The 18,119-nt window shown below is 67.3% G+C and carries 15 protein-coding genes; 9 read left to right on the top strand and 6 right to left on the bottom strand.

Going from position 1 to position 18,119, the window contains the following annotated elements:
• Positions 1-191: 191 nt before the first annotated feature.
• Positions 192-6,260, top strand: a complete 6,069-nt coding sequence (gene mobF / locus JZ792_RS37465; RefSeq protein ID WP_216917638.1) for a MobF family relaxase — start codon at positions 192-194, stop codon at positions 6,258-6,260.
• Between the two features lie 55 nt (positions 6,261-6,315).
• Here mobF and JZ792_RS37460 read toward each other — a convergent pair whose 3' ends face one another.
• The 3 genes from JZ792_RS37460 to JZ792_RS37450 form a co-directional block, all read right to left on the bottom strand.
• Positions 6,316-6,573 carry a hypothetical protein gene (locus tag JZ792_RS37460; protein ID WP_216917637.1) on the bottom strand — a complete coding sequence of 86 codons (258 nt, stop codon included), beginning with the start codon at positions 6,571-6,573 and terminating at the stop codon, positions 6,316-6,318.
• A gap of 205 nt (positions 6,574-6,778) precedes the next feature.
• Positions 6,779-7,303: a GNAT family N-acetyltransferase gene (locus JZ792_RS37455; RefSeq protein ID WP_216917636.1), complete on the bottom strand. Its 525-nt coding sequence runs from the start codon at positions 7,301-7,303 to the stop codon at positions 6,779-6,781.
• A 9-nt stretch (positions 7,304-7,312) separates the two neighbouring features.
• Complete coding sequence (locus tag JZ792_RS37450) at positions 7,313-8,701, bottom strand: NsdA family TPR-like regulatory protein (RefSeq protein WP_216917635.1); 1,389 nt, start codon at positions 8,699-8,701, stop codon at positions 7,313-7,315.
• A gap of 218 nt (positions 8,702-8,919) precedes the next feature.
• Here JZ792_RS37450 and JZ792_RS37445 point away from each other — a divergent pair, with 218 nt between their 5' ends.
• The 8 genes from JZ792_RS37445 (at position 8,920) to JZ792_RS37410 (ending at position 15,348) form a co-directional block, all read left to right on the top strand.
• The gene (locus JZ792_RS37445) at positions 8,920-9,465 is read left to right on the top strand and encodes a hypothetical protein (protein ID WP_216917634.1); all 546 of its coding nucleotides are present in this window, start codon (positions 8,920-8,922) and stop codon (positions 9,463-9,465) included.
• Positions 9,462-10,136, top strand: coding sequence for a hypothetical protein (locus tag JZ792_RS37440; protein ID WP_216917633.1), 675 nt, complete (start codon positions 9,462-9,464; stop codon positions 10,134-10,136). Before JZ792_RS37445 ends, JZ792_RS37440 begins: the two co-directional genes overlap by 4 nt.
• Before the next feature lie 81 nt (positions 10,137-10,217).
• A complete protein-coding gene (locus tag JZ792_RS37435; RefSeq protein ID WP_216917632.1) occupies positions 10,218-10,445 on the top strand; it encodes a hypothetical protein in 228 nt (75 codons plus the stop codon).
• A 34-nt stretch (positions 10,446-10,479) separates the two neighbouring features.
• Positions 10,480-10,674 carry a cold shock domain-containing protein gene (locus JZ792_RS37430; protein WP_216917631.1) on the top strand — a complete coding sequence of 65 codons (195 nt, stop codon included), beginning with the start codon at positions 10,480-10,482 and terminating at the stop codon, positions 10,672-10,674.
• Positions 10,671-11,447 carry a TetR/AcrR family transcriptional regulator gene (locus tag JZ792_RS37425; RefSeq protein WP_216917630.1) on the top strand — a complete coding sequence of 259 codons (777 nt, stop codon included), beginning with the start codon at positions 10,671-10,673 and terminating at the stop codon, positions 11,445-11,447. Before JZ792_RS37430 ends, JZ792_RS37425 begins: the two co-directional genes overlap by 4 nt.
• Positions 11,440-12,297: an SAM-dependent methyltransferase gene (locus JZ792_RS37420; RefSeq protein ID WP_216917629.1), complete on the top strand. Its 858-nt coding sequence runs from the start codon at positions 11,440-11,442 to the stop codon at positions 12,295-12,297. The genes JZ792_RS37425 and JZ792_RS37420 overlap by 8 nt, the downstream gene beginning before the upstream one ends.
• A gap of 217 nt (positions 12,298-12,514) precedes the next feature.
• Entirely contained in the window at positions 12,515-14,323 is a 1,809-nt protein-coding gene (locus JZ792_RS37415) for a hypothetical protein (protein ID WP_216917628.1), read from the top strand.
• A gap of 110 nt (positions 14,324-14,433) precedes the next feature.
• Positions 14,434-15,348: a hypothetical protein gene (locus tag JZ792_RS37410; RefSeq protein ID WP_216917627.1), complete on the top strand. Its 915-nt coding sequence runs from the start codon at positions 14,434-14,436 to the stop codon at positions 15,346-15,348.
• 365 nt (positions 15,349-15,713) lie between these two features.
• Here the strand turns inward: JZ792_RS37410 and JZ792_RS37405 are convergent, their stop codons facing one another.
• The 3 genes from JZ792_RS37405 to JZ792_RS37395 all read right to left on the bottom strand — a co-directional run bounded on the left by JZ792_RS37405 (position 15,714) and on the right by JZ792_RS37395 (position 18,037).
• Positions 15,714-16,382: a GNAT family N-acetyltransferase gene (locus JZ792_RS37405; RefSeq protein ID WP_216917626.1), complete on the bottom strand. Its 669-nt coding sequence runs from the start codon at positions 16,380-16,382 to the stop codon at positions 15,714-15,716.
• A gap of 99 nt (positions 16,383-16,481) precedes the next feature.
• Complete coding sequence (locus tag JZ792_RS37400; protein WP_216917625.1) at positions 16,482-17,147, bottom strand: GNAT family N-acetyltransferase; 666 nt, start codon at positions 17,145-17,147, stop codon at positions 16,482-16,484.
• A 32-nt stretch (positions 17,148-17,179) separates the two neighbouring features.
• The gene (locus JZ792_RS37395) at positions 17,180-18,037 is read right to left on the bottom strand and encodes an MBL fold metallo-hydrolase (RefSeq protein WP_216917624.1); all 858 of its coding nucleotides are present in this window, start codon (positions 18,035-18,037) and stop codon (positions 17,180-17,182) included.
• Between the last annotated feature and the right edge of the window lie 82 nt (positions 18,038-18,119).

Below are 18,119 nucleotides of genomic sequence, written 5' to 3'. Positions count from 1 at the left end.
ACACTCATCTCATCCACGCCTTCCCCCCTTCATCCCCATTATTTTTGTTAAGCACACCTCTTGCATCCAGGCCCCTCCCCCCACCGATTCAGATAACAATCCGGTCTCGTCCAGGCATTTCAGGTAACCAGCCGAAATCTGCATACCCTGGATCCCTCGACTTTCGCCGGACCGGGGCGCTGGATGGAGTTATGACCGCGACGATCCATAAAGTCGTCGCAGGCAATGGCTACCAGTATTACCTGCGAAATATAGCCGCGAACGATATCGACTCCCGCGGCCGATCGACACTGTCGGATTATTACTCCGCGCACGGCGAGTCTCCCGGCGTGTGGAGCGGTTCCGGTTTGGCCTCGCTCGGCATCGATGTGGGCGCGGAAGTGACCGAGTCGCAGGTGAAGTCCCTGTTCGGGGCGGGTCGCCATCCCGACGCCGCAGCGATCGAAGAGACCGTATTCCACCACGCTTCCGCAGCAGGCGCGACACCTAAACAAGCCAGCGACGCCGCCGACAAGGCGTCGCGTCTGGGTAATCCTTTCCGCGTTTACGCACCGAATTACGATTACCGTAAACGGTGCGCGAACGCGTATGCCGAACACAATATCGCGCACGGAAGACCGGCCGACGATCCACTGTCGGAGTCGGATCGCACGCGAATCCGCACACATGTCGCGTTCGATATGTTCACCGACGAGTACCAACGCCCGCCACTGAACGCACGGGAATTGTCGGGATGGATCGCGAAAAACTCGCGCCCACCCACTACCGCGGTCGCGGGTTTCGACATCACTTTCAGTCCCGTCAAATCGGTATCGGCGCTGTGGGCGGTGGCGCCGCTGTCGGTGTCGGCGAAGGTCGAGGCCGCACACCGGGCCGCGGTGGCGGATGCCTTGCGGTGGCTCAAGGGCAACGGCATCTACACCCGGCTCGGTCGCAACGGGGTCCGCCAGGTCGACGTCGAGGGCATCGTCGCCGCGTGCTTCTTCCACCGGGATTCGCGTGCCGGTGACCCTGACCTGCACACCCACGTCGTGATAGCGAACCGGGTCCGCACCCCGGACGGGCGTTGGCGGACCTTGGACGGCGCCGCGCTGTACCGAGTCGTGGTCACCGTCAGCGAGATCTACAACACCCGGCTCGAACACCACTGCGAACGACTGGTCGGTGTGGAATTCGCCGAACGGCCCGGCACCGAACCCGGCAAGCGCCCGATCCGCGAGATCCTCGGCATCCCGATGCGACTCATCGAGGCGTGGTCGCAACGCGAGACCGCGATCCGTTCGCGTGTCGGTGAGTTGGCGGCGGTGTTCCAACGGGAGCACGGTCGTGAGCCGACCCCTATCGAGATCCGTGATCTGGCCCAGCGGGCGACCCTGGAAACGCGGCCCGCCAAACACCAGTTGCGGTCCTTCGCCCAGCAACGGCGCGGCTGGCGCGAGCAGGCCATTGAACTGCTCGGCGGCCGGGAGGCGGTCGCGGCGATGGTGTCGGCGGCCCTGAATCCGATGCGCTTGCCGCGAGTCACAGTGACGCGGGAGTGGATCGCCCGAACCGCGGACCGGGTCCTCGAGACCGTCGCCGAGCACCGCTCTACCTGGCGTTCGGCCAACGTGCGCGCCGAGATCGAACGCGAAATCCGTGGCCAAGTCCCCGGGAGACAGTGGGAGCAGGTCAGCGAGGCCGTGCTGGATGTGGCGCTGGATCCGGAGCGTTCGATTCCGATGGGCGACCCGGATATCACCGCCGAGCCCGAACTCGCCGTCGTCCCCGACGCCTTGCGGCGCCGCGACAACTCCAGCAGCTACACCCCCGCCGGTGCCCAGATCTACACCTCCACCCGGATTCTGGCCGCCGAAGACGCACTCATCGCGTTGTCGGTGCAGCCCGGTGCCCGCGTCGTGGCGCCCGAGGTGGTGGCCGCGGCGATCCGTGGCTACGACGCCGCGCATCCGGATCGACGGTTGAATGCCGGGCAGCGCAGCGTGATCGAAGGCTTCGCCGGCTCCGGTATGCGCGTACATACTGCCAACGCACCGGCCGGAACCGGCAAGACCACCGGCATGGCGGTGCTCACCACCGCCTGGAATATGAGCGGCGGAACCGTCCTCGGGCTCGCGCCCACCGCCAACGCCGCCGCCGTGCTGGGCGAATCGATCGGCGCGCGCTGCGAAACCGTCGACAAACTCCTCACCGTCATCGACCTACACACCCCCGGCCGACACGACGTTCACGAGAGCGAGCATCCGCCGCCGTTGCCGCAATGGGTCCTCGACATCAACGCTGACACACTCGTCATCGTCGACGAACACGTCAAGATCGGCACCCTCAAACGGTTGAAACTGCTGGCATTCCTCGCCGATCGCGGCGCGACGATCCGCTGCCTGGGCGATGACCGTCAGCTACCCGCGATCGAGGCCGGTGGCGTGGACGCGGACATGAGCGCCGCCGCACCCGAACAGACCCTCACCCTCACCCACGTCGTGCGCTTCGCCTCCACCGCTGAAGCGTCGGCGAGTTTGATGCTGCGCGAGGGCGACCCGGCCGCGTTGGGCTGGTATCTGGACAACAGCCGAATCCACGGCGGGCACACCGGTTCGACCCACGACGACGCCTACACCGCTTGGGCGGCAGACCACGCGGCCGGGCGCGCGGCGATCATGTTGGCCGCCAACCACGACACCGTCACCGCCTTGAACCAACGCGCCCGCGCAGACAGACTCCTGCGCGAGGGCGGCCTCGACGGACCCGAAGTCGCGCTCGCCGACGGCACCGCGGCCTCGGTCGGTGACACGATCCGCACCCGTCAGAACGCACCGAAACTGCGTTTCGGGGCCCGGGATTGGGTGCGCAACGGCTACGCCTGGACCGTCACCGCCGTGCATTCCGACGGCAGTATCACCGCTCGACACCACAGCGAAACCGGTGCGAGTGTGCGGTTGCCGGCCGATTACGTCGCAAACCATGTGCGTCTCGGGTACGCGGCGACGATCGATTCCGCGCAAGGCATCACCACCGCCGCGTGCCATGTCGCGCTCACCGGTAGCGAAACCCGCCAGCAGTTCTACGTCGCGATGACCCGCGGCATCCACGCCAACCACGCCTACATTCCCTCCGCGCTCAGCGGAGATGAGGGCTCGTTCTTCACCGAGGACGCGGTCTTCCCGCCCACCGCGGTGGAGAACCTGGTACGGATTCTGGGCCGTGACGGCGCGCAGAAATCCGCGCACACCCAGCTGCGCGATGCTCTCGACCCGCACCGGCGCATCGGCCGCGGGCTCGATATCTATCTCGATGCCCTCGGGTTGGCCGCCGAACACACCCTCGGCGAACCCGCCCTCGCGCGCTTGGACGCCGCCGCTGAACTGCTGCACCCGGGACTCACCGATAGTCCCGCCTACCCGACACTGCGCCAACACCTCGCGACCCTCGCTGTCACCGGCACCGATCCCGTCACCGCGTTGCGCGAGGCGATCGATGAACGCGAACTCGACACCGCCGCCGACCCCGCCGCGGTCCTGGACTGGCGCCTGGACCCCACCGGCGCGCACTCGACCGGCACCGGTCCTCTGCCGTGGACACCCGCGATACCGCCCGGACTCGACACCACCACCACCCAGGTCGAGGCTCGCGGGCGTGTCCTGGACGAACTCGCCGCACAGATCCGGGCCGCGACCGCGCAATGGACACCGCTGAGCGCGCCTGCGTGGGCGCGGCCGTTGCTCGGTGCCGAACCCGCCTTGTTGGCCGATCTCGCCCTCTGGCGGACGAGTCTGCGTGTCGAAGACATCGACCCACGCCCGACCGGTCCGCGCCGTTACCCCGTGCGTGAACGCGATCACCAAGCCGTGCTCGATGACCGTGTCACCACCGCGCTCGGTGACCCAGCGCGCCCGGTCAACCGGTGGGCCGAGACCGTGGGCGGGATCGAGCCGCGAATTCTCGCCGATCCGTACTGGCCCGCGATCGCCGAACGCATCGACCTCGCCGACCGCGCGGGCATCGACATCACCGACCGACTCCACGCCGCCGCCGACCTTCGGCCACTACCGGATGAGATGCCCGCCGCCGCGCTGTGGGCTCGTCTGGAACTCGACGCCTCCGCACTCGACGCCCGCGACCACAACCTGCGCCCGGACTGGATCACCGACCTGACCGACGTCCTCGGTCCCGATATCGCCGACCGGGTCGTCGACGACCCCGCCTGGCCACGCGTCGTGGCCGCGGTCGACCGCGCCACCCCCACCCAATGGGCACCACGCCAACTCCTGGCCACCGCCTACGAACTGCTGCTCGCCGCCACCCCCGACCACGACGGCCTCGGTCTGCGCCCCGACCAGATCGCCGCCGCACTCGCCTGGCGCATCGACGCGCTCCTGCATCACACACCCGCCACCCCACCCCCCGAACGGGGCCCCTCCATGAGCGAGAACACCACCGCAACACCAACTCCGGCCTCGACAGCCCGCGAACATCCACCCGACCTCCCACCGCCCGAGACCCACCATGAACAACCGACACCCGCGGCGGCGCCGGTGGCGTCCACTCCGGTCGATATCAGCGCCTCCGGTGTCGATACGGAGCTGGCGGTCATCGCGCAGCTGTATCGCGAAGGCCGAATCCGCGCGGCCGTGCACCAATTCCGGCAATTCGAGAACCAGCTCACCGACGAGCAACGATGGGTGATCAGCGCGGTCACCGACACCCTCTACCGCTACGCCTACCCTGTGGCCACCGCCCGCCTACGCCACGCCGGACAACGGTTTCCACAACATCGCGCGCTCATCGACGCCTGCACCCCGACCACCGACCCCGGCGTCCACGACGACCGACCCGACCGGCAACCGCGCTCACCGGTGTTCGATCGCGCGCGCCGTCACCAAGCCGCCCGTGACCACGACACCCGAGTCGACCGTGACCTCGTCCGCGACCCGGTGCCCGACCCACAGGTTCGGGCCCGCCGCCACGAGCAGGACTATCACGACACCCGCGCCGGAATCGACGACCAGCCCTGGGCGCGCCCCGACGCCCACGAGGTCCGTGGCCTCACCGACGACCCCGAGCTCCCCGACTCACACCTGCCTCCCCGACCCATGCGTGCGCCTTCGACACCTCGCGAGGCCGACCTCGCCGGCCGTAGCTACCGCCGTGACGAAGCAAAAGACCCGACACCTGCCGCGTATTCACTCGACTACGACAAAGCCGCCACCCACCGCACGCGCGGGCTGGAATGCGTCACGTGCAGCATCGAACGCCGCCCCCTCGACGCCACACCGGTACCGCCGCGACGCTCCGACGACGGACTCTGCGGAGAATGCCGCGACAACGGCGAATTCGGCATCCCCGACCACGACCCAGCCCGGCATATGATCGCGCGCGCTGACCACCTCGCCGCCACCAAACCTCTCACCGCCGTGCACGCGATCCTGCGCCGGGACTGGAAAGCCGTATCCGATCCCGAACGCCGCGCCCAGATCGAAGCCTGGGTCCGCGCCCACCCCACGACCAACGGCGAGGTCGAGCACCAGCCGCCGGTCACCGATCCACTCTTCGCGCTCACCGACGCTCAACTCACCGACCGGGTCGATGACCTGCACCAGCAGCTCGCGCTCGCCAGCACCTACGCCGCCGCCTACGCCCCGGCACCACCCGAACACTCCGACAGCACCGATATCGACGAACAGCTCCAGCGCCACCGCGACGCGCAGACCGCCATCCGCACCGCGCTCGACGCCCAGAACCGTCTCCACGAAGCGACCCGCGCGCTGCACGCCACCCGCTCCGAACTCGCGACCCACCGCCAACAACTCGACACCACACCCACCTACAAACGCCATGTGCGCCATGTCCTGCGTACCCGCGTCGAAGAACTCGTCCGCGCGCAAGCCGATCACGAACGCACCCGCACCCGCGCCCGCGGTGACGCGCGAGAAGCCCACCGCGACGCGGTCAGCCACGCCGGAACACCCGACAGGTGGGACGAGATCCTGAACACCAGCTCCGACGACATCAGCTCCCGGAGCAACAGCGCTCGCCCCCGGGAGGCCAGCATCGACGCGACCGCCGACCGGTTCGCCGCCGAGACTCGCAGCGAGATCGACCGGATCCACGCCGAACAACAACGCCGACGCGACCTCACACCGGCACAAGCCGACCGCGAACACGCGCTACGCCCCGACAACAGTGTCGAACCGACCGAGGACTACGTCGGCTTGGACCAGCCCGAACCCAGCGATGCGGCGGACCCTGACGTCGAGTTCTGACCGCGAACCCATGGCCGTACAACAACGTTGCGGGTATGGCCGAAGCCGCTCCGGGTCACGAATTCAGGTAAGCCTCGATGTCGTCCAGGTCGCCGCAACGGTGTAACCGGGCGCCGTCCTCGCTGTCGAGCAACTCCCACCCGGACCCACCTTCGACCGGCACCAGCCGATACCCGGCGCGTCCAGCGCGCTGCACGATCCCGGGAAATCGGGAATCCACCTCGCGCACAGGCGCGTCCGGCGACCGGTCTGCCCTACCGTCGGTGCTCGTCCTCACCGCCGCCGACCCGACCCGCGATGACTGCTGCCTCATGTGGGACTCCTGTCTCCGCCGAGATCGGGATAGCGTCCGACCCGGACAGCGGTGTCGACGCCGCCCGCCCAGGACAACGCCAAGAATCCCACCGCCCTGCAAGATTCGCTATTGCACGGGGTTTGCACCCGCGACGTCGCCGCCGTTGGCCGGCCATCGCGTTCCTCGCCGACGCTGCCCGTCACCGCTGTGACGTGCGTTCTGGTCACGCAGAACCGGCCGTGGATGCGAGGGGTTTGCCGTAGGCCCGGTTTCCTGGTTTGTCCTTGTAGATCGAGAAGCTTTCGATTCGGACGTAGCCGCAGCTCTCGTAGAGGGCGTGCGCGGGCGACTGCTTGCTGCCGCAATCGAGGATCGCCTCGCGATATCCCGCTGCGAAGGCGGCGTCTTCGAGCCATCGCAGTACCCGCCGGGCGAGGCCACTGCGACGGTGTGTTTCCTCGACGTACATACGTTTGATCTCGACGGTGGCACCGCTGGGGTCCTCGAGATGTCGTCGGTAGCCCCCACAGGCGACCGGTTGCCCGTCGACGTAGGCGACGACGAACAGACCGCCGTGCTCGGGATCGAATTCTTCGGTCGATACCGGGGTCTGGTCGGGGTGACCGTAGAGTTCGGCGTTGTGCGCGTTGACTTTGTCGATCAGGGCGCGTGCGTCACCGGAGTCGTAGGCCACGATGGCCCTGTTGACGGTGTCGGATCCTGCCGAGTGTGTCGATAGCGAGTGCATATCGCGGGCCTAGCGTGTCGGGATGGGAGCGGACTCCTCGACGTTATCAAGGAGATCGCGCACCGATGTCAGTCCACGGTGGGGGCGTAGTTCGGCTCCGATCGCGGCGATGAGGTTGCGACACCGCGCCGAGCCGACCATGGGCAGCATCGGCAGCACCTGGGTGGCTTCGTGACAGGCCAGTTCGATGTCGTGGCGTCCGGCGTTTCCGCGGGCGTGGGTCAACGCCAGCGACAGCCCGTACAGGACGCGGTCCCGCGAGGCGTTGGCACCGAGCTGGGCCAGCCCCCGCGACAGCTGGGCCTCCGCGGTCACGGTGTCACCGAGATGCAGATGGCATCGACCTGCTTCGCTGATCAACACCGTCTCATCCATCCAATAGGTCCATGACGGGTCGTCCTCCCGTGGCCCCTGGTCGAGCGCGGCCCATGCCCGGTCGAGCGCGTGTGAGGTTTCGCGGTTCATGCCCGCGGTGGCGAACGCGCGCGCCTCACGCATCGCGATCAAGGCCGCCACACGGGGCGTCGCAGTGTGGCGAAGGCCCCGGTTCACGCTGGTCATGATCGCGACCGCGTCGTGGGGGCGTTCGCGCCAGGTCTGCTGGAAGGCGATACAGCTCAGGATCAGCCCGCCGAGTTGGCGGTCACCGGCTCCTGCTGCCGCGCGCAGTCCGAGCAGATACATGCGCTGGGCGAAGCCGTGGCGTCCCAGATCGAAGGCCAGCCAACCGGCCAGCTGCGCCATCTGCCCGGCTACAGACAGCAACCGCTGCCCCATCGCACTGCGATATTGGGCCTCGTTCAGCAGATCGATGGCCAGGGACAGCTGGTGGGTGATCGTCCGTAACACCAACTCTCCCCCGCACCCGTCATCGAGGCGCCGCAGCTGGGCCAGGTTCTGTTCCAGGTGCTCGACGAATTCCGGGGTGACGTGTACCGGGCGTGAGGCGTGCCGACGCTGCGAGATCAATGGTTGGCTCATCGACGCCCACGACGCGGCGACCGAGATCAATTCATTTCCGGATACGGCGAAATAGGTGCGCGCGTCCACGCCCGCCGTGCACTCGTTCAGTAACTCGATCGTGTCGGCTACCGGCCACGTCCCCGCGGCGACATCTGTCGAGGCAGCCAGCCAGACCGCGCCGTGCGTCCCGGTTCCGGGCCACAGCTGGTCCGCGGTGACGGTCTGGCCACGTGCCTCGGTCAGGATTCCCGCGATGACTGCCGGTAGTGGATCACGGGGCACCGTCCCCTTGTCACGCCAGGCGAAGGGGGTCTTGGCGTGCACTCGACGATCCGGTGTCACGACACGGTTGACTTGCCTGGCCAGTTCGTAGGGGGACCAGCCGATCTCGTTCAAGAGCCGACGAAGTTCGTCGTTGGCGCGTTTTTCGCCCATGCACCGATGGTAGTGACCGCACGCGCGTCCGGACGAGATCGCAGCCCTCGTCCAGGCAATGCGACAAAATACTCCACCTTCTGGCGCAGGTGCGACGCGATACGACATCCCGACCTCTCGCCTGTAGCCACTGATCTCCGCTGTCCTGAGAAGCAGCAGCAATTCAGCGCGCTGCCAATTCATTTCCGTCCCGTGCGTGATGTTGCAGGGAGTCCGCGATGCACAAGACGACACCAGCGATCGAATTATTGTCGATGCCCGCCCGACACGAGGCGAACAACCCGCGCGTCCACGAGGGTTTGCTCGATGCCCGGGGCCTGCACCTGGCCATGGCCGGGGGCAGAGTCGCCGGTGGTTCACCGATGATCGAGTGGGCTCGCGAGCTGGCGGATCTGCACGCCACATTGCTCACCGCGTCGATGTCGAAGCTTCGACGCCCTACCGGATTCGATGACGCCGCAACCCGTCGCCGAATCGAGGAAATCGTTGCCGAGATAGATCACTGGGCGGTGTTCCACCTGCCGCAACCGGTCAACGTCCCACGCCACACCCACTCACTCGGCGAGGTCATCAGCCACGCCGCGCTGGTTCACGCCCAGTCCCACTCCGTGCTGCGCCGCACCACCAGCGCCGAACACCAGCACGAGGCGGCACTGCGCATGGCACAAGTCCAGGAAGGCTACGCCGATCTGGTCACCGCGATCCACGAATGTCGCGTGCAACTGCCACTGGGGTGGGGCGCAATCGGCGGAGCCACCTCATGACCGACCGCAGTCGCCGAGAAGACCCGCTTGTCGCAGGCTCACACGATTCGCACAACCTGGTGCGTGGGCCGATTCCCTGGTCTTCCGTGCTGTTTCGAGCCTGGCAGGCCGCACCGGTCGGCGTGACCGCCGATGACCGGCATTCCCGACTGGTCACCGAGGCCATCCAGCTGCTCGATGCCCACCACCGTCATCGCGGCGCGCTGAGTCAGCTGGTGCGACTGCCTGCCGACTACGACGACACCGCCGATCTCGACGTCGTGCTCGACGGCCTGCACCGAGCCCACCGCGACATCACCGCAACGATCGCGCGCATCGACCAACAGGTGGCCGTCTTGGTCCCTGGCTCGCCGCAGCCCGGACCACCCGCACCCGAGCACCCGAACGGTTTCGGTGTCGAAGTCCTGCGTCTGGCCCAGCGGTGGTCCGCCGCGTCGACGACCACGGTTCCCGGCCCGATCCGAACCCGCGCCATCAGCCAGCTCTCGACGACCGCGATCGCCTACGACCTGCTCGCCGCCGACGTCACCGCCGGACGAAAACGACTCCCGTCTCCCGGCCCGCCACCCGGCGAGCCCTGCCCTCTGATCACGCATCCTCCGGTCGCGGAGACCGGAGCGTTTCCACACACGATCGAGCAGAGAAATGACAGTCCAGGCCCAGGTCGATGAACTCGGCATCCAGGCCCGTACGCGGTTCAGGCTCATCCGCGCTTCCTCTGTCTGTTCGCGCCTTTCCCCGAGGAGTTGTCTATGATTTTCCGCCCGTCCCCTGATGCCGGATCGACATTGCGCCGGTTCGCCGGTCGGGATTCGCCGACCGCCGATTCCGACACGATCGTGTCGATGTTGCTGCGAGGGTTCATGCTCGCGCAGGTCGCCACCTTCGTCCTCGGGATGTCCACAGCCCTCGCTCGCCGCCGCAGTATCAACGCCGCCCACCACGCGGTTACACACTTCGGCGACCACCACGACCAGTAGTCACGACGACATCACCAGAAGGGCAGGCAACATCATGACGTTCGGGACCGTGAAATGGTTCAACGACGAGAACGGATTCGGGATCATCACCTCCGATCTCGGCCCGGATCTGTTCGTCCGCCAAGCCGAGGTCGATGAGGGCAAAGCGCTGCACCGCGATCAACGCGTCGCCTTCGACCGCGTGGACAGCCCGAAAGGCCCTGCCGCGCAGAACGTCCGGCCCCAGTGAACGCCCCCATGCCCGGCCGCCGCCGACGCAGGCTCCGAACCCAGCGCCGATTCCTGGTCGCCGCGCGACGACTGTTCCTCTCCCACGGCTACACCGCGACCCACGTCACCGCGATCGCCGCCGCCGCCGGATACACCACCGGTCCGCTGGGCAAGCACTATCCCTACAAGCCTCTGCTCGCCCACGAGGTCGCCGAAACCCTGACCGCGCTGGCAGTACACCAACTCCGCGGTGCCCACCCGACCGACCGCAGTGATCTGGTCACGATGCTGTCGAAGTGGGCACACACCACGATCAGCCACCCCGGATGGATCTGGTTCGAACTCGGACTCACCGCAACAGGACCAGAGCACCGCGACCGACACCACGACCGCAGACAACGCATCCACGCGGCACTGACCGAACTGCTCGCCACGACCATCGAACCCGCGCCCGGAAGCGATCTCGCGACCACCGCCGGGGCGCTGATCGCCACCCTGGTCGGATTCACCGTCGCTCCGGTCGGCAACGCCATTCCAGACCATCACCGGGTTCGCACCCAGATCGAACTCATCCTGCGCGCCGCCACCGATCCCGCATTCCCCAGCACGACCAACCCCGACCAGGAGAACCACTCCATGTCCCATCCGGACCGCACCACCCACCCCTGCGACGACATCGACCCGGATCTGACCACCAGTGACCACGCGCTCGCCACAACCACACCCACCAACGACGAACCCGATGTCGTCACCGCTGTGCTCCACGGGCTCCAGGCGGTGCGCGATGACTGAGCCCGCCGCGCCATTGCCCGCCGAGTGGTCGCGGGCGGCCTCTTGCCTCAACTGTGGCGACACCGGCACGGGGTTCGATGAAACCCGGCCTGCGACGGCCCGAATCATCCACTCCTGCCTCGGTGGCAAAGACGCCTACGCAGTGGACCGCCAAGCCGCCGCGCACCTCGAGGCCGCCCTTCCCGGCTTCGCCCAGTTGGCACAGATGAACAGGGACTGGGTCCACCGGGTCGTCGCCGAACTCGCCGCCGCCGGGGTCCACCAGTTCCTCGACCTCGGCACCGGGCTGCCCCATCCGCCGTACCTGCATGAGGTCCTGGGCACACGCCACAGCCCCCCTCGGGTGGTCTACGTCGACCGCGACGCCATGGTCGTGCGCCACGCCCTGACGGCCTATAAGGACCCGGGTGTGGCGGTGATCCACGCCGACCTCACCGACCCCGACGTCGTGCTGCGGCTGGGCCAACATCACGGCCGCCTCGACCTCGACGAGCCGGTCGCCGTAGTGCTGGCCGCGGTCCTGCACTACATCGATGATGCCCGCGTCGATATCGCCGCGCTCACCCGCGCCTACACCGATGTCCTCGCGCCCGGCTCCTATCTGGCGATCAGCCACTACCACCGGCCTGTGCCCGGCAGCGAGGTCGATCACCTCGCCACCGCCGCCCAAGCCGCGCTCCTCGACACCCTCGGATGCGGCTGGTTCCGCACATACGACCAGATCCACAGCTACTTCGCCGGACTCTCCCTGCTCGGCCCCGGCCTGCGCACGCTCGACGCCGACGCGCACACTAAATTCCGCACCCCGGCCGGTCAACTCCTTCTCACCGGCCTCGCCCACAAAATCTGACCGGCCGCACCGAGAAGCCCTGCCGGAGCACGGGGGTCGGGTGGGCTCGACGGGCCTCGCGCACACAGTCAGCCGTGTCCGCACTGTTCCTAGTGCACTAAATGATCCGCTGTCCTCGGTGACCCGATAAACTCCGCCCGGTGGCGCACCACTTCCTCGACAAATCGTTCGCGAGGCGTTCCGGTTCGATCTCGCGAACGAGTCCCGATCGCGGCCGATGAGGCCGGTCACTGTTCCTTCCGACGTACTCGATCGTGAGGACTTCGCACGTCACAACATCCCGGTCCCGGCCGCGCTGGAGCGGGCCACCGTCGAACTGGTCGCCGCCAGGTCGGGTAAGTGGCATGCCCGCAACGGATGTCAGTACGGGCGTGAGGGCACCGTCCAGCAGATCCCGCTACTCGGACTCCAGTGGGACGAGGTGTGCCGCAACTGCGGCAATGCCGCCAGATCCGTGGACCCCGTGCACGCGAGTACCCTGCGAGCCGTCGCCGAGCTGAGCGCGATGCACCGACACATCGACGCGTTCACCCGGACCCTCGCCGATCCCAGCACCGACCTCGAATGGCTCGACTACGCGCAGTGGCGTGCCCGATGCCCGATGTCGACAGAGTCGATCGCGGGATGGATCGACCGGATCCGGGGTGTTCGGGGCTACTCGCGCACGATCGCCGCGATCAACACCGCGGCCGTGGACTACTCGCGCCGACACGACGATCTGCTCGCGCGGCTGGCCGAGCGGCTCGGCTCCGACGACGAGGACGGACTGCTTGATCGAGCTATCGACATCGTGAACACCGACTCCCCAGCCCACGCGGAAAGCGCTCTGCTCGCGGCCATTACCGGGACCGCCGATTCCGGTATCAGGGTCTACGGTCGCCCCGATCGGTCCTTCGACGCGTGGACCTCGGTCGCTGCGCTCTGGCTCGCCGCGCACCGCCAGGGCCACTCGGATCCCGCCACGATCACCGCCGACGTCAAACGGTATGTCGCCCAACACCTGTCACAGGTGACTGACCTGCCCCGGCTACCGGTCGATGCCACGGTCTCGGTCCATCCTGCCGACACCCCGCAGAGTTGGGCGGATCGAATGTTTTCCAGGTTGCGGGATCGGACTGTCACCGCCTGGGTGGACCGGGCGGAAATGGCCCTGCACGGGCTGCGCGGAGTCCATCGCCGCGACGAAAGCACCGAACCCGAACGCGCCCTGTTGGTGGCTGGCTGGCCTCTGCACGTCCAAGCCCGCGCGCGACTGGCCTATCTGACCCGATACCCGCACCTGCTGGCGCCCGTGCCGATCGAGCTTCGACACGCCACCAGGTTGTTCTACGACTTCGACGATCGCGACCGGACCACCGTGGCGGTGCTTCGGGTACCCGACCACGCCGCCGAACAGGCGCACGCCATTTCCTCCCACATCCGCTCCATACCCCTGAGCGACGACCTCGACCCCGCCACCGCGGCTCGCCGGCTGCTGCGCGAAGTCGGAGTCGTCGTGCACCCGCTCGACCTGGCTCACTCGCCGCGCCCGTCCGCACGTGTCGAGACCGAACGCCGACGCCTGGTCACCGCACACCGGGACACCGAGTTCCAGTACCATCCCCGCCCGTTCGGCCCGAACAATCGCGAGCGTCCCGCGCGCCTCCACGGCGAGGACCCTAGCCCGACCATCTGGGAGGCACGAGCGGCGTTCGACCATGCCGGGTCGGTCTTCATCCCCGGTGTCGATGATCTCGAGCTGTTCGCGTTGGCCTTCTCCCGCACCAACGTCCACGCCCCCTCCGACGTGCAGGTCCGACTCGAAATCGCCGCCGCGAAACCCCCGACAGTCCATTCGCGGCGGGGCCTGCTCCCCGAGATCGAGCATCCACCCACCGAACAGACCGCAGGACTGATCGATGTTCCCGCGGCCCTGTATGGGATCACCGAAGACCACAGCGCAGTGCTCCTGGAGATCAGTCCGTGCCGTGAACCGGTCACCGTGCCACTGACCTGTATCGCCGTCATCCAAAATGTGCGCCGATAGACCCACCGTCGCGGGATCGGCCGGCCCGAAGTCGAGCCGTCCTTGCTCTGCGAACCACGTAGTAAAAATCTCTCGCACGGGAAGGCGAGCTGCGGGCAACAATGGGGAACATGACGACCGATGCCCTCACGGGGCGGACCATCGAATTGTGTGAGGACCGGGTGCGTCGGGCCGGTGAGATCCGCGACGAAATCGGTCGACGATGGGCCGACTATCTCGGCGAACACCCACGCCGTTTGACCGCGGTTCCTGGGCAGACCGACGGCGAGTGGATCTTCGGCGTCCGTACCATCATTCCGATGCCGGTTCGGCTGAGTACTCTGTTCGGGGAGTGGCTCTACGAATTACGCGCGGCACTCGATGCAACCGCGTACTACCTCGCCATACGCGACAGCCGCCAAGACCCGCCGCCGAACGAACGACGTATCTACTTCCCCATCAAGCTCGAAGCTGCGGCGTACGACAAGAGTCAGCACCGCTCCGACCTGAAGGCCCTCTCGGACCGTACTTTTCAACTGCTCCGGCGAGTCCAACCCTTTCAAGCTCATCCCGATCACTTTTCCAATGCCCTGTGGTGGATCGAGGAACTCGCGCGCATCGACCGACACCGACGGGGGCACGCCTTGGCGCCGCACATCGGAAGAATCAGGCTCGGCCTTGAACCGCCGATCACAAGTCCACGCTGGCTCGTTCCCGAGAGTGCACCGAAGCGAATTCCGGCAACGGATGTCCTGACTCCGCTGCTGGCCTTCACCACACCGGCTGGTTGGACCGAAAACGATGTTCGCGATCACGTCGTGCTGACCGAGGAGTCGGTAACCAGTTGGCTGGATGTCACCGAGTGGGCAGACAAAGCTTCCAACCCGATGCGTGCCATGAATCTCGAGCGCCGCATGGACAATTGCGAGCAACAAATACTTGACGGAATAATTCTGCCTCTGCTGACCAGCGAGATCGATCCATCGACCGCCTCGCCACGGTCTGGGCCCGCCGAGAACGAACAAGCAGTCGAAGGTTGCTCATAGGCGGCCAGCTGTAGAGACCTGCTTACCATGAGCATCGCGCACACGCACGTGTTCACGCCGATGGCCGAGCGGCTTGTGGCCGGTCCTGAGCGCCTGCTGTGAGGGGGCGCGGTGGGCGTATCGTTCGCGAAAGGTCGGCACGCACGCTGATCGTCGTCCGAGTGCCGCCGGATCCCCTTCCTGGCGGCACTCGGTCGGTGTGGCCTGTGAGCCGTCGGGTTTCGCGTAGCCGGGCCGGCTCGCCGCAGTGCGGTGGCCATGCCTATCCCTCCGAATCCGGCGCCTACGACCGCGACAGCGCCGGGTTCTCGGCGGATCGTTGCTTGTACGTTGTCGACTGCGCCTGATCGAACTTGACCGTGCCGTCATGGGCGATCGCCGATCGTGAGATGGCAGACCGACGTTTCGGTCGATCGCGGGGCGATGACCGCGGGTAGGTCGGTGTGGGGGTGTAGGTCCAGTGGTGTTCCGGGCTCCGGTATATGCCATCGGTGGCGTTGCGCGAATCGCTTCTGCATCGGTTGGGCGGTGTCGAGGTGTCCGTAGATGATCTGGACGTCGGACTCTTCGCAGATCTGGACGGCTCGGCGCAACAGTGTGGAGCCGATTCCTCGGCGCTGCCACAAGGCGTCGACGGCTATCCCGTGCAGTTCGACGATGCTCAGGGCCGCGTTCAGCACGGCGGTGTGTCCGGTGTCGGACAGGCGCGCGCACAGCAGCATCGACGGGCCGGCGGTCAGGCCACCGACGGGAAATCCGTCGACGAGGGCCACCAGAGCCATCGTTCGCGCGGCGACGACGGTGGGGATGCTGACCGGCGCGCGGCGTCCGTGGCGGAGGGCGGTGGCGAATCCTTGGGACAGACCGGTGGACAGCAGTCGGGCGTCGTGGATGCCGAGCAGGTGCTGTCTGGCCAGCGGTGGCAGCGGGTTTCCGGCCACGCGCCGCCAGCGGGCGATCTCGCGCACCTCGCGGTGGGTGATGGCGTGACGTATTTCGACCGCAGGCGCGGTCGAATGGGCGGTGGTGAGCATTGGGACAGTCCTTCGGTGTGTTCCGGAATGGCGCGACCGACGTGTGCGGTTGCGGGGATCTCGCGAGGTCCCCGCGACCGCGTCGCGTCTGGTGCGGGCTCAGCGCAGGTTGTGGGTGAAGAACCGGTCTTCGCTGGCGGTGTGGATCCTCAGCTCGATTCCGGCGAGTTGGTCGAAATCGATGGCGGCGCCGGGGGTGTGGACGGTGAGCCCGCAGCCGCGATAGAAGCTCGACAGTCGTGGGATGTTGGGGAATTGCCCGTAGAGCACGTGGGCTTTCAAGGCTCGCGAGGAACGGAGGGCACTGCGGATCAGGGCCGCGCCGACACCGGATCGCCGGTGTTGTTCGTCCACGGCCAGGACCTGGATCTCGCTGGTGCGCAGCAATGCGAGCAGCAGGTGATCGGGGCTGTTGGCGATGACACGGGTCAGCAACCACATGGTGGGCCCGGTGATGACGCCCCCGGCCAGGTCGCCGTCGACGACGGCGACCGAGACGGTCGTGCGGGTGGCCGCCGCGGCGGGGACACCGTGGGTGTCGAGGGTGCGGCGCAGCGCGGTGCGGGCGCTGGTGTGGCCACTGCCGAGTAGTCCGTCCTGGTGGAATCCGAGCAGATATTCCACGAGGAAGTCCGGGTCGCCGACGCCGCTGATGGCGGCCCAGCGCACGAACTGGTTCAGTTCGGCTTCGCTGTCGACCTCGCGCACGGCGATGCGGGGCTCGGCGCGATCGGTGTCGAGGGTGGCGCTGTGGTGATGGGTCATGGCATTTTCTCCTTCATCAGGGTGGTGGCGGGCTATTCCGGCTGCCAATGGGTGCTGTGCTCGTGGGTGGTGACGCGGCCGAACTGGATGTCGGCGAAATGCATGCCGAACCCGCGGGTGTGCGGGGCGGCGAGTTCACGCAGAAGCCGGTACGCGGAGTTCCGCGATTGGGCCGGGTCGTCGTCGGCGGCGCTGGTCAGGTGCGGATGGGTGATCTGCACAGGTGTGGTCAGGGCGTCGCCGAACACGACCAGTCGCTCGCCGAGGCTGTCGAGTAGGTAGCTGGTGTGGCCGAGGCTGTGTCCTGGTGTGGGAAGGGCACGCACGCCGGGGAAGAACTCGCCGTCGGGGACGGGACGGATCTGGGTTTCGAAGGCGGCCAGTACTTCCGGGGGTGCGCCGTCGGCGATCGCGAGGTCGCGGGTGTCCCATTCGGTGGCACTGACCAGTACCGGGATTCCGGCGAAGACGTTGACGGTGGTGTCGGTGTGGGCCTGCCACAGCCAGCCGATGTGGTCCATGTGCAGGTGGGTCAGAGCGACGAGGTCGATGTCGTTGACCGATTTCCCGGCCGCGGCGAGGCTGTCGATCAGTTGCCCGCCGCGCAGTTGCCCCACCGGGGTCGGTACGGCCAGCGGGCCGAATCCGGCGTCGATGAGCATGGCTCGGTTGCCGTATTCGATGAGCAGCGCGCCGACGCTGGCCACGAGGTAGCCGTCGGGGTCGAGCAGGGCGTCGAATTGGCGCCATACCTGCTCGTCGGCGTCGGGTAGCCAGCGGCGCGCATCCAGCAGCGCCACGCCGTCGGGCAGGTAGGTGACGCGATGGTGTCCGAAGACCGCGCGGCGCATTCCGGCCGGGCGGGTGAGTCGATCGCTGGTGACGGTCACGGTGGGTTCTCCTTCTCGTGGTGCCCGAGACCTGTTGTCTCGGTGCGGGGTCGGCCGACTGCGTCGGCGGCGGTGAGGGTGG

Origin of the sequence: Nocardia noduli (genome assembly GCF_019038455.1) — a bacterium.
Taxonomy (GTDB): domain Bacteria; phylum Actinomycetota; class Actinomycetes; order Mycobacteriales; family Mycobacteriaceae; genus Nocardia; species Nocardia noduli.
Note: the sequence above shows the minus strand (reverse complement) of the source record. Positions and strands in the feature narration are given on the sequence as shown.

Coding starts and splice junctions, on each gene's coding strand:
- JZ792_RS37435 (WP_216917632.1), top strand. CDS start 10,218: ATGATTTTCCGCCCGTCCCCTGATGCCGGATCGACATTGCGCCGGTTC.
- JZ792_RS37430 (WP_216917631.1), top strand. CDS start 10,480: ATGACGTTCGGGACCGTGAAATGGTTCAACGACGAGAACGGATTCGGG.
- JZ792_RS37440 (WP_216917633.1), top strand. CDS start 9,462: ATGACCGACCGCAGTCGCCGAGAAGACCCGCTTGTCGCAGGCTCACAC.
- JZ792_RS37450 (WP_216917635.1), bottom strand. CDS start 8,701: ATGGGCGAAAAACGCGCCAACGACGAACTTCGTCGGCTCTTGAACGAG.
- JZ792_RS37415 (WP_216917628.1), top strand. CDS start 12,515: ATGAGGCCGGTCACTGTTCCTTCCGACGTACTCGATCGTGAGGACTTC.
- JZ792_RS37455 (WP_216917636.1), bottom strand. CDS start 7,303: ATGCACTCGCTATCGACACACTCGGCAGGATCCGACACCGTCAACAGG.
- JZ792_RS37405 (WP_216917626.1), bottom strand. CDS start 16,382: ATGCTCACCACCGCCCATTCGACCGCGCCTGCGGTCGAAATACGTCAC.
- JZ792_RS37410 (WP_216917627.1), top strand. CDS start 14,434: ATGACGACCGATGCCCTCACGGGGCGGACCATCGAATTGTGTGAGGAC.
- JZ792_RS37420 (WP_216917629.1), top strand. CDS start 11,440: ATGACTGAGCCCGCCGCGCCATTGCCCGCCGAGTGGTCGCGGGCGGCC.
- JZ792_RS37400 (WP_216917625.1), bottom strand. CDS start 17,147: ATGACCCATCACCACAGCGCCACCCTCGACACCGATCGCGCCGAGCCC.
- JZ792_RS37445 (WP_216917634.1), top strand. CDS start 8,920: ATGCACAAGACGACACCAGCGATCGAATTATTGTCGATGCCCGCCCGA.
- JZ792_RS37460 (WP_216917637.1), bottom strand. CDS start 6,573: ATGAGGCAGCAGTCATCGCGGGTCGGGTCGGCGGCGGTGAGGACGAGC.
- mobF (WP_216917638.1), top strand. CDS start 192: ATGACCGCGACGATCCATAAAGTCGTCGCAGGCAATGGCTACCAGTAT.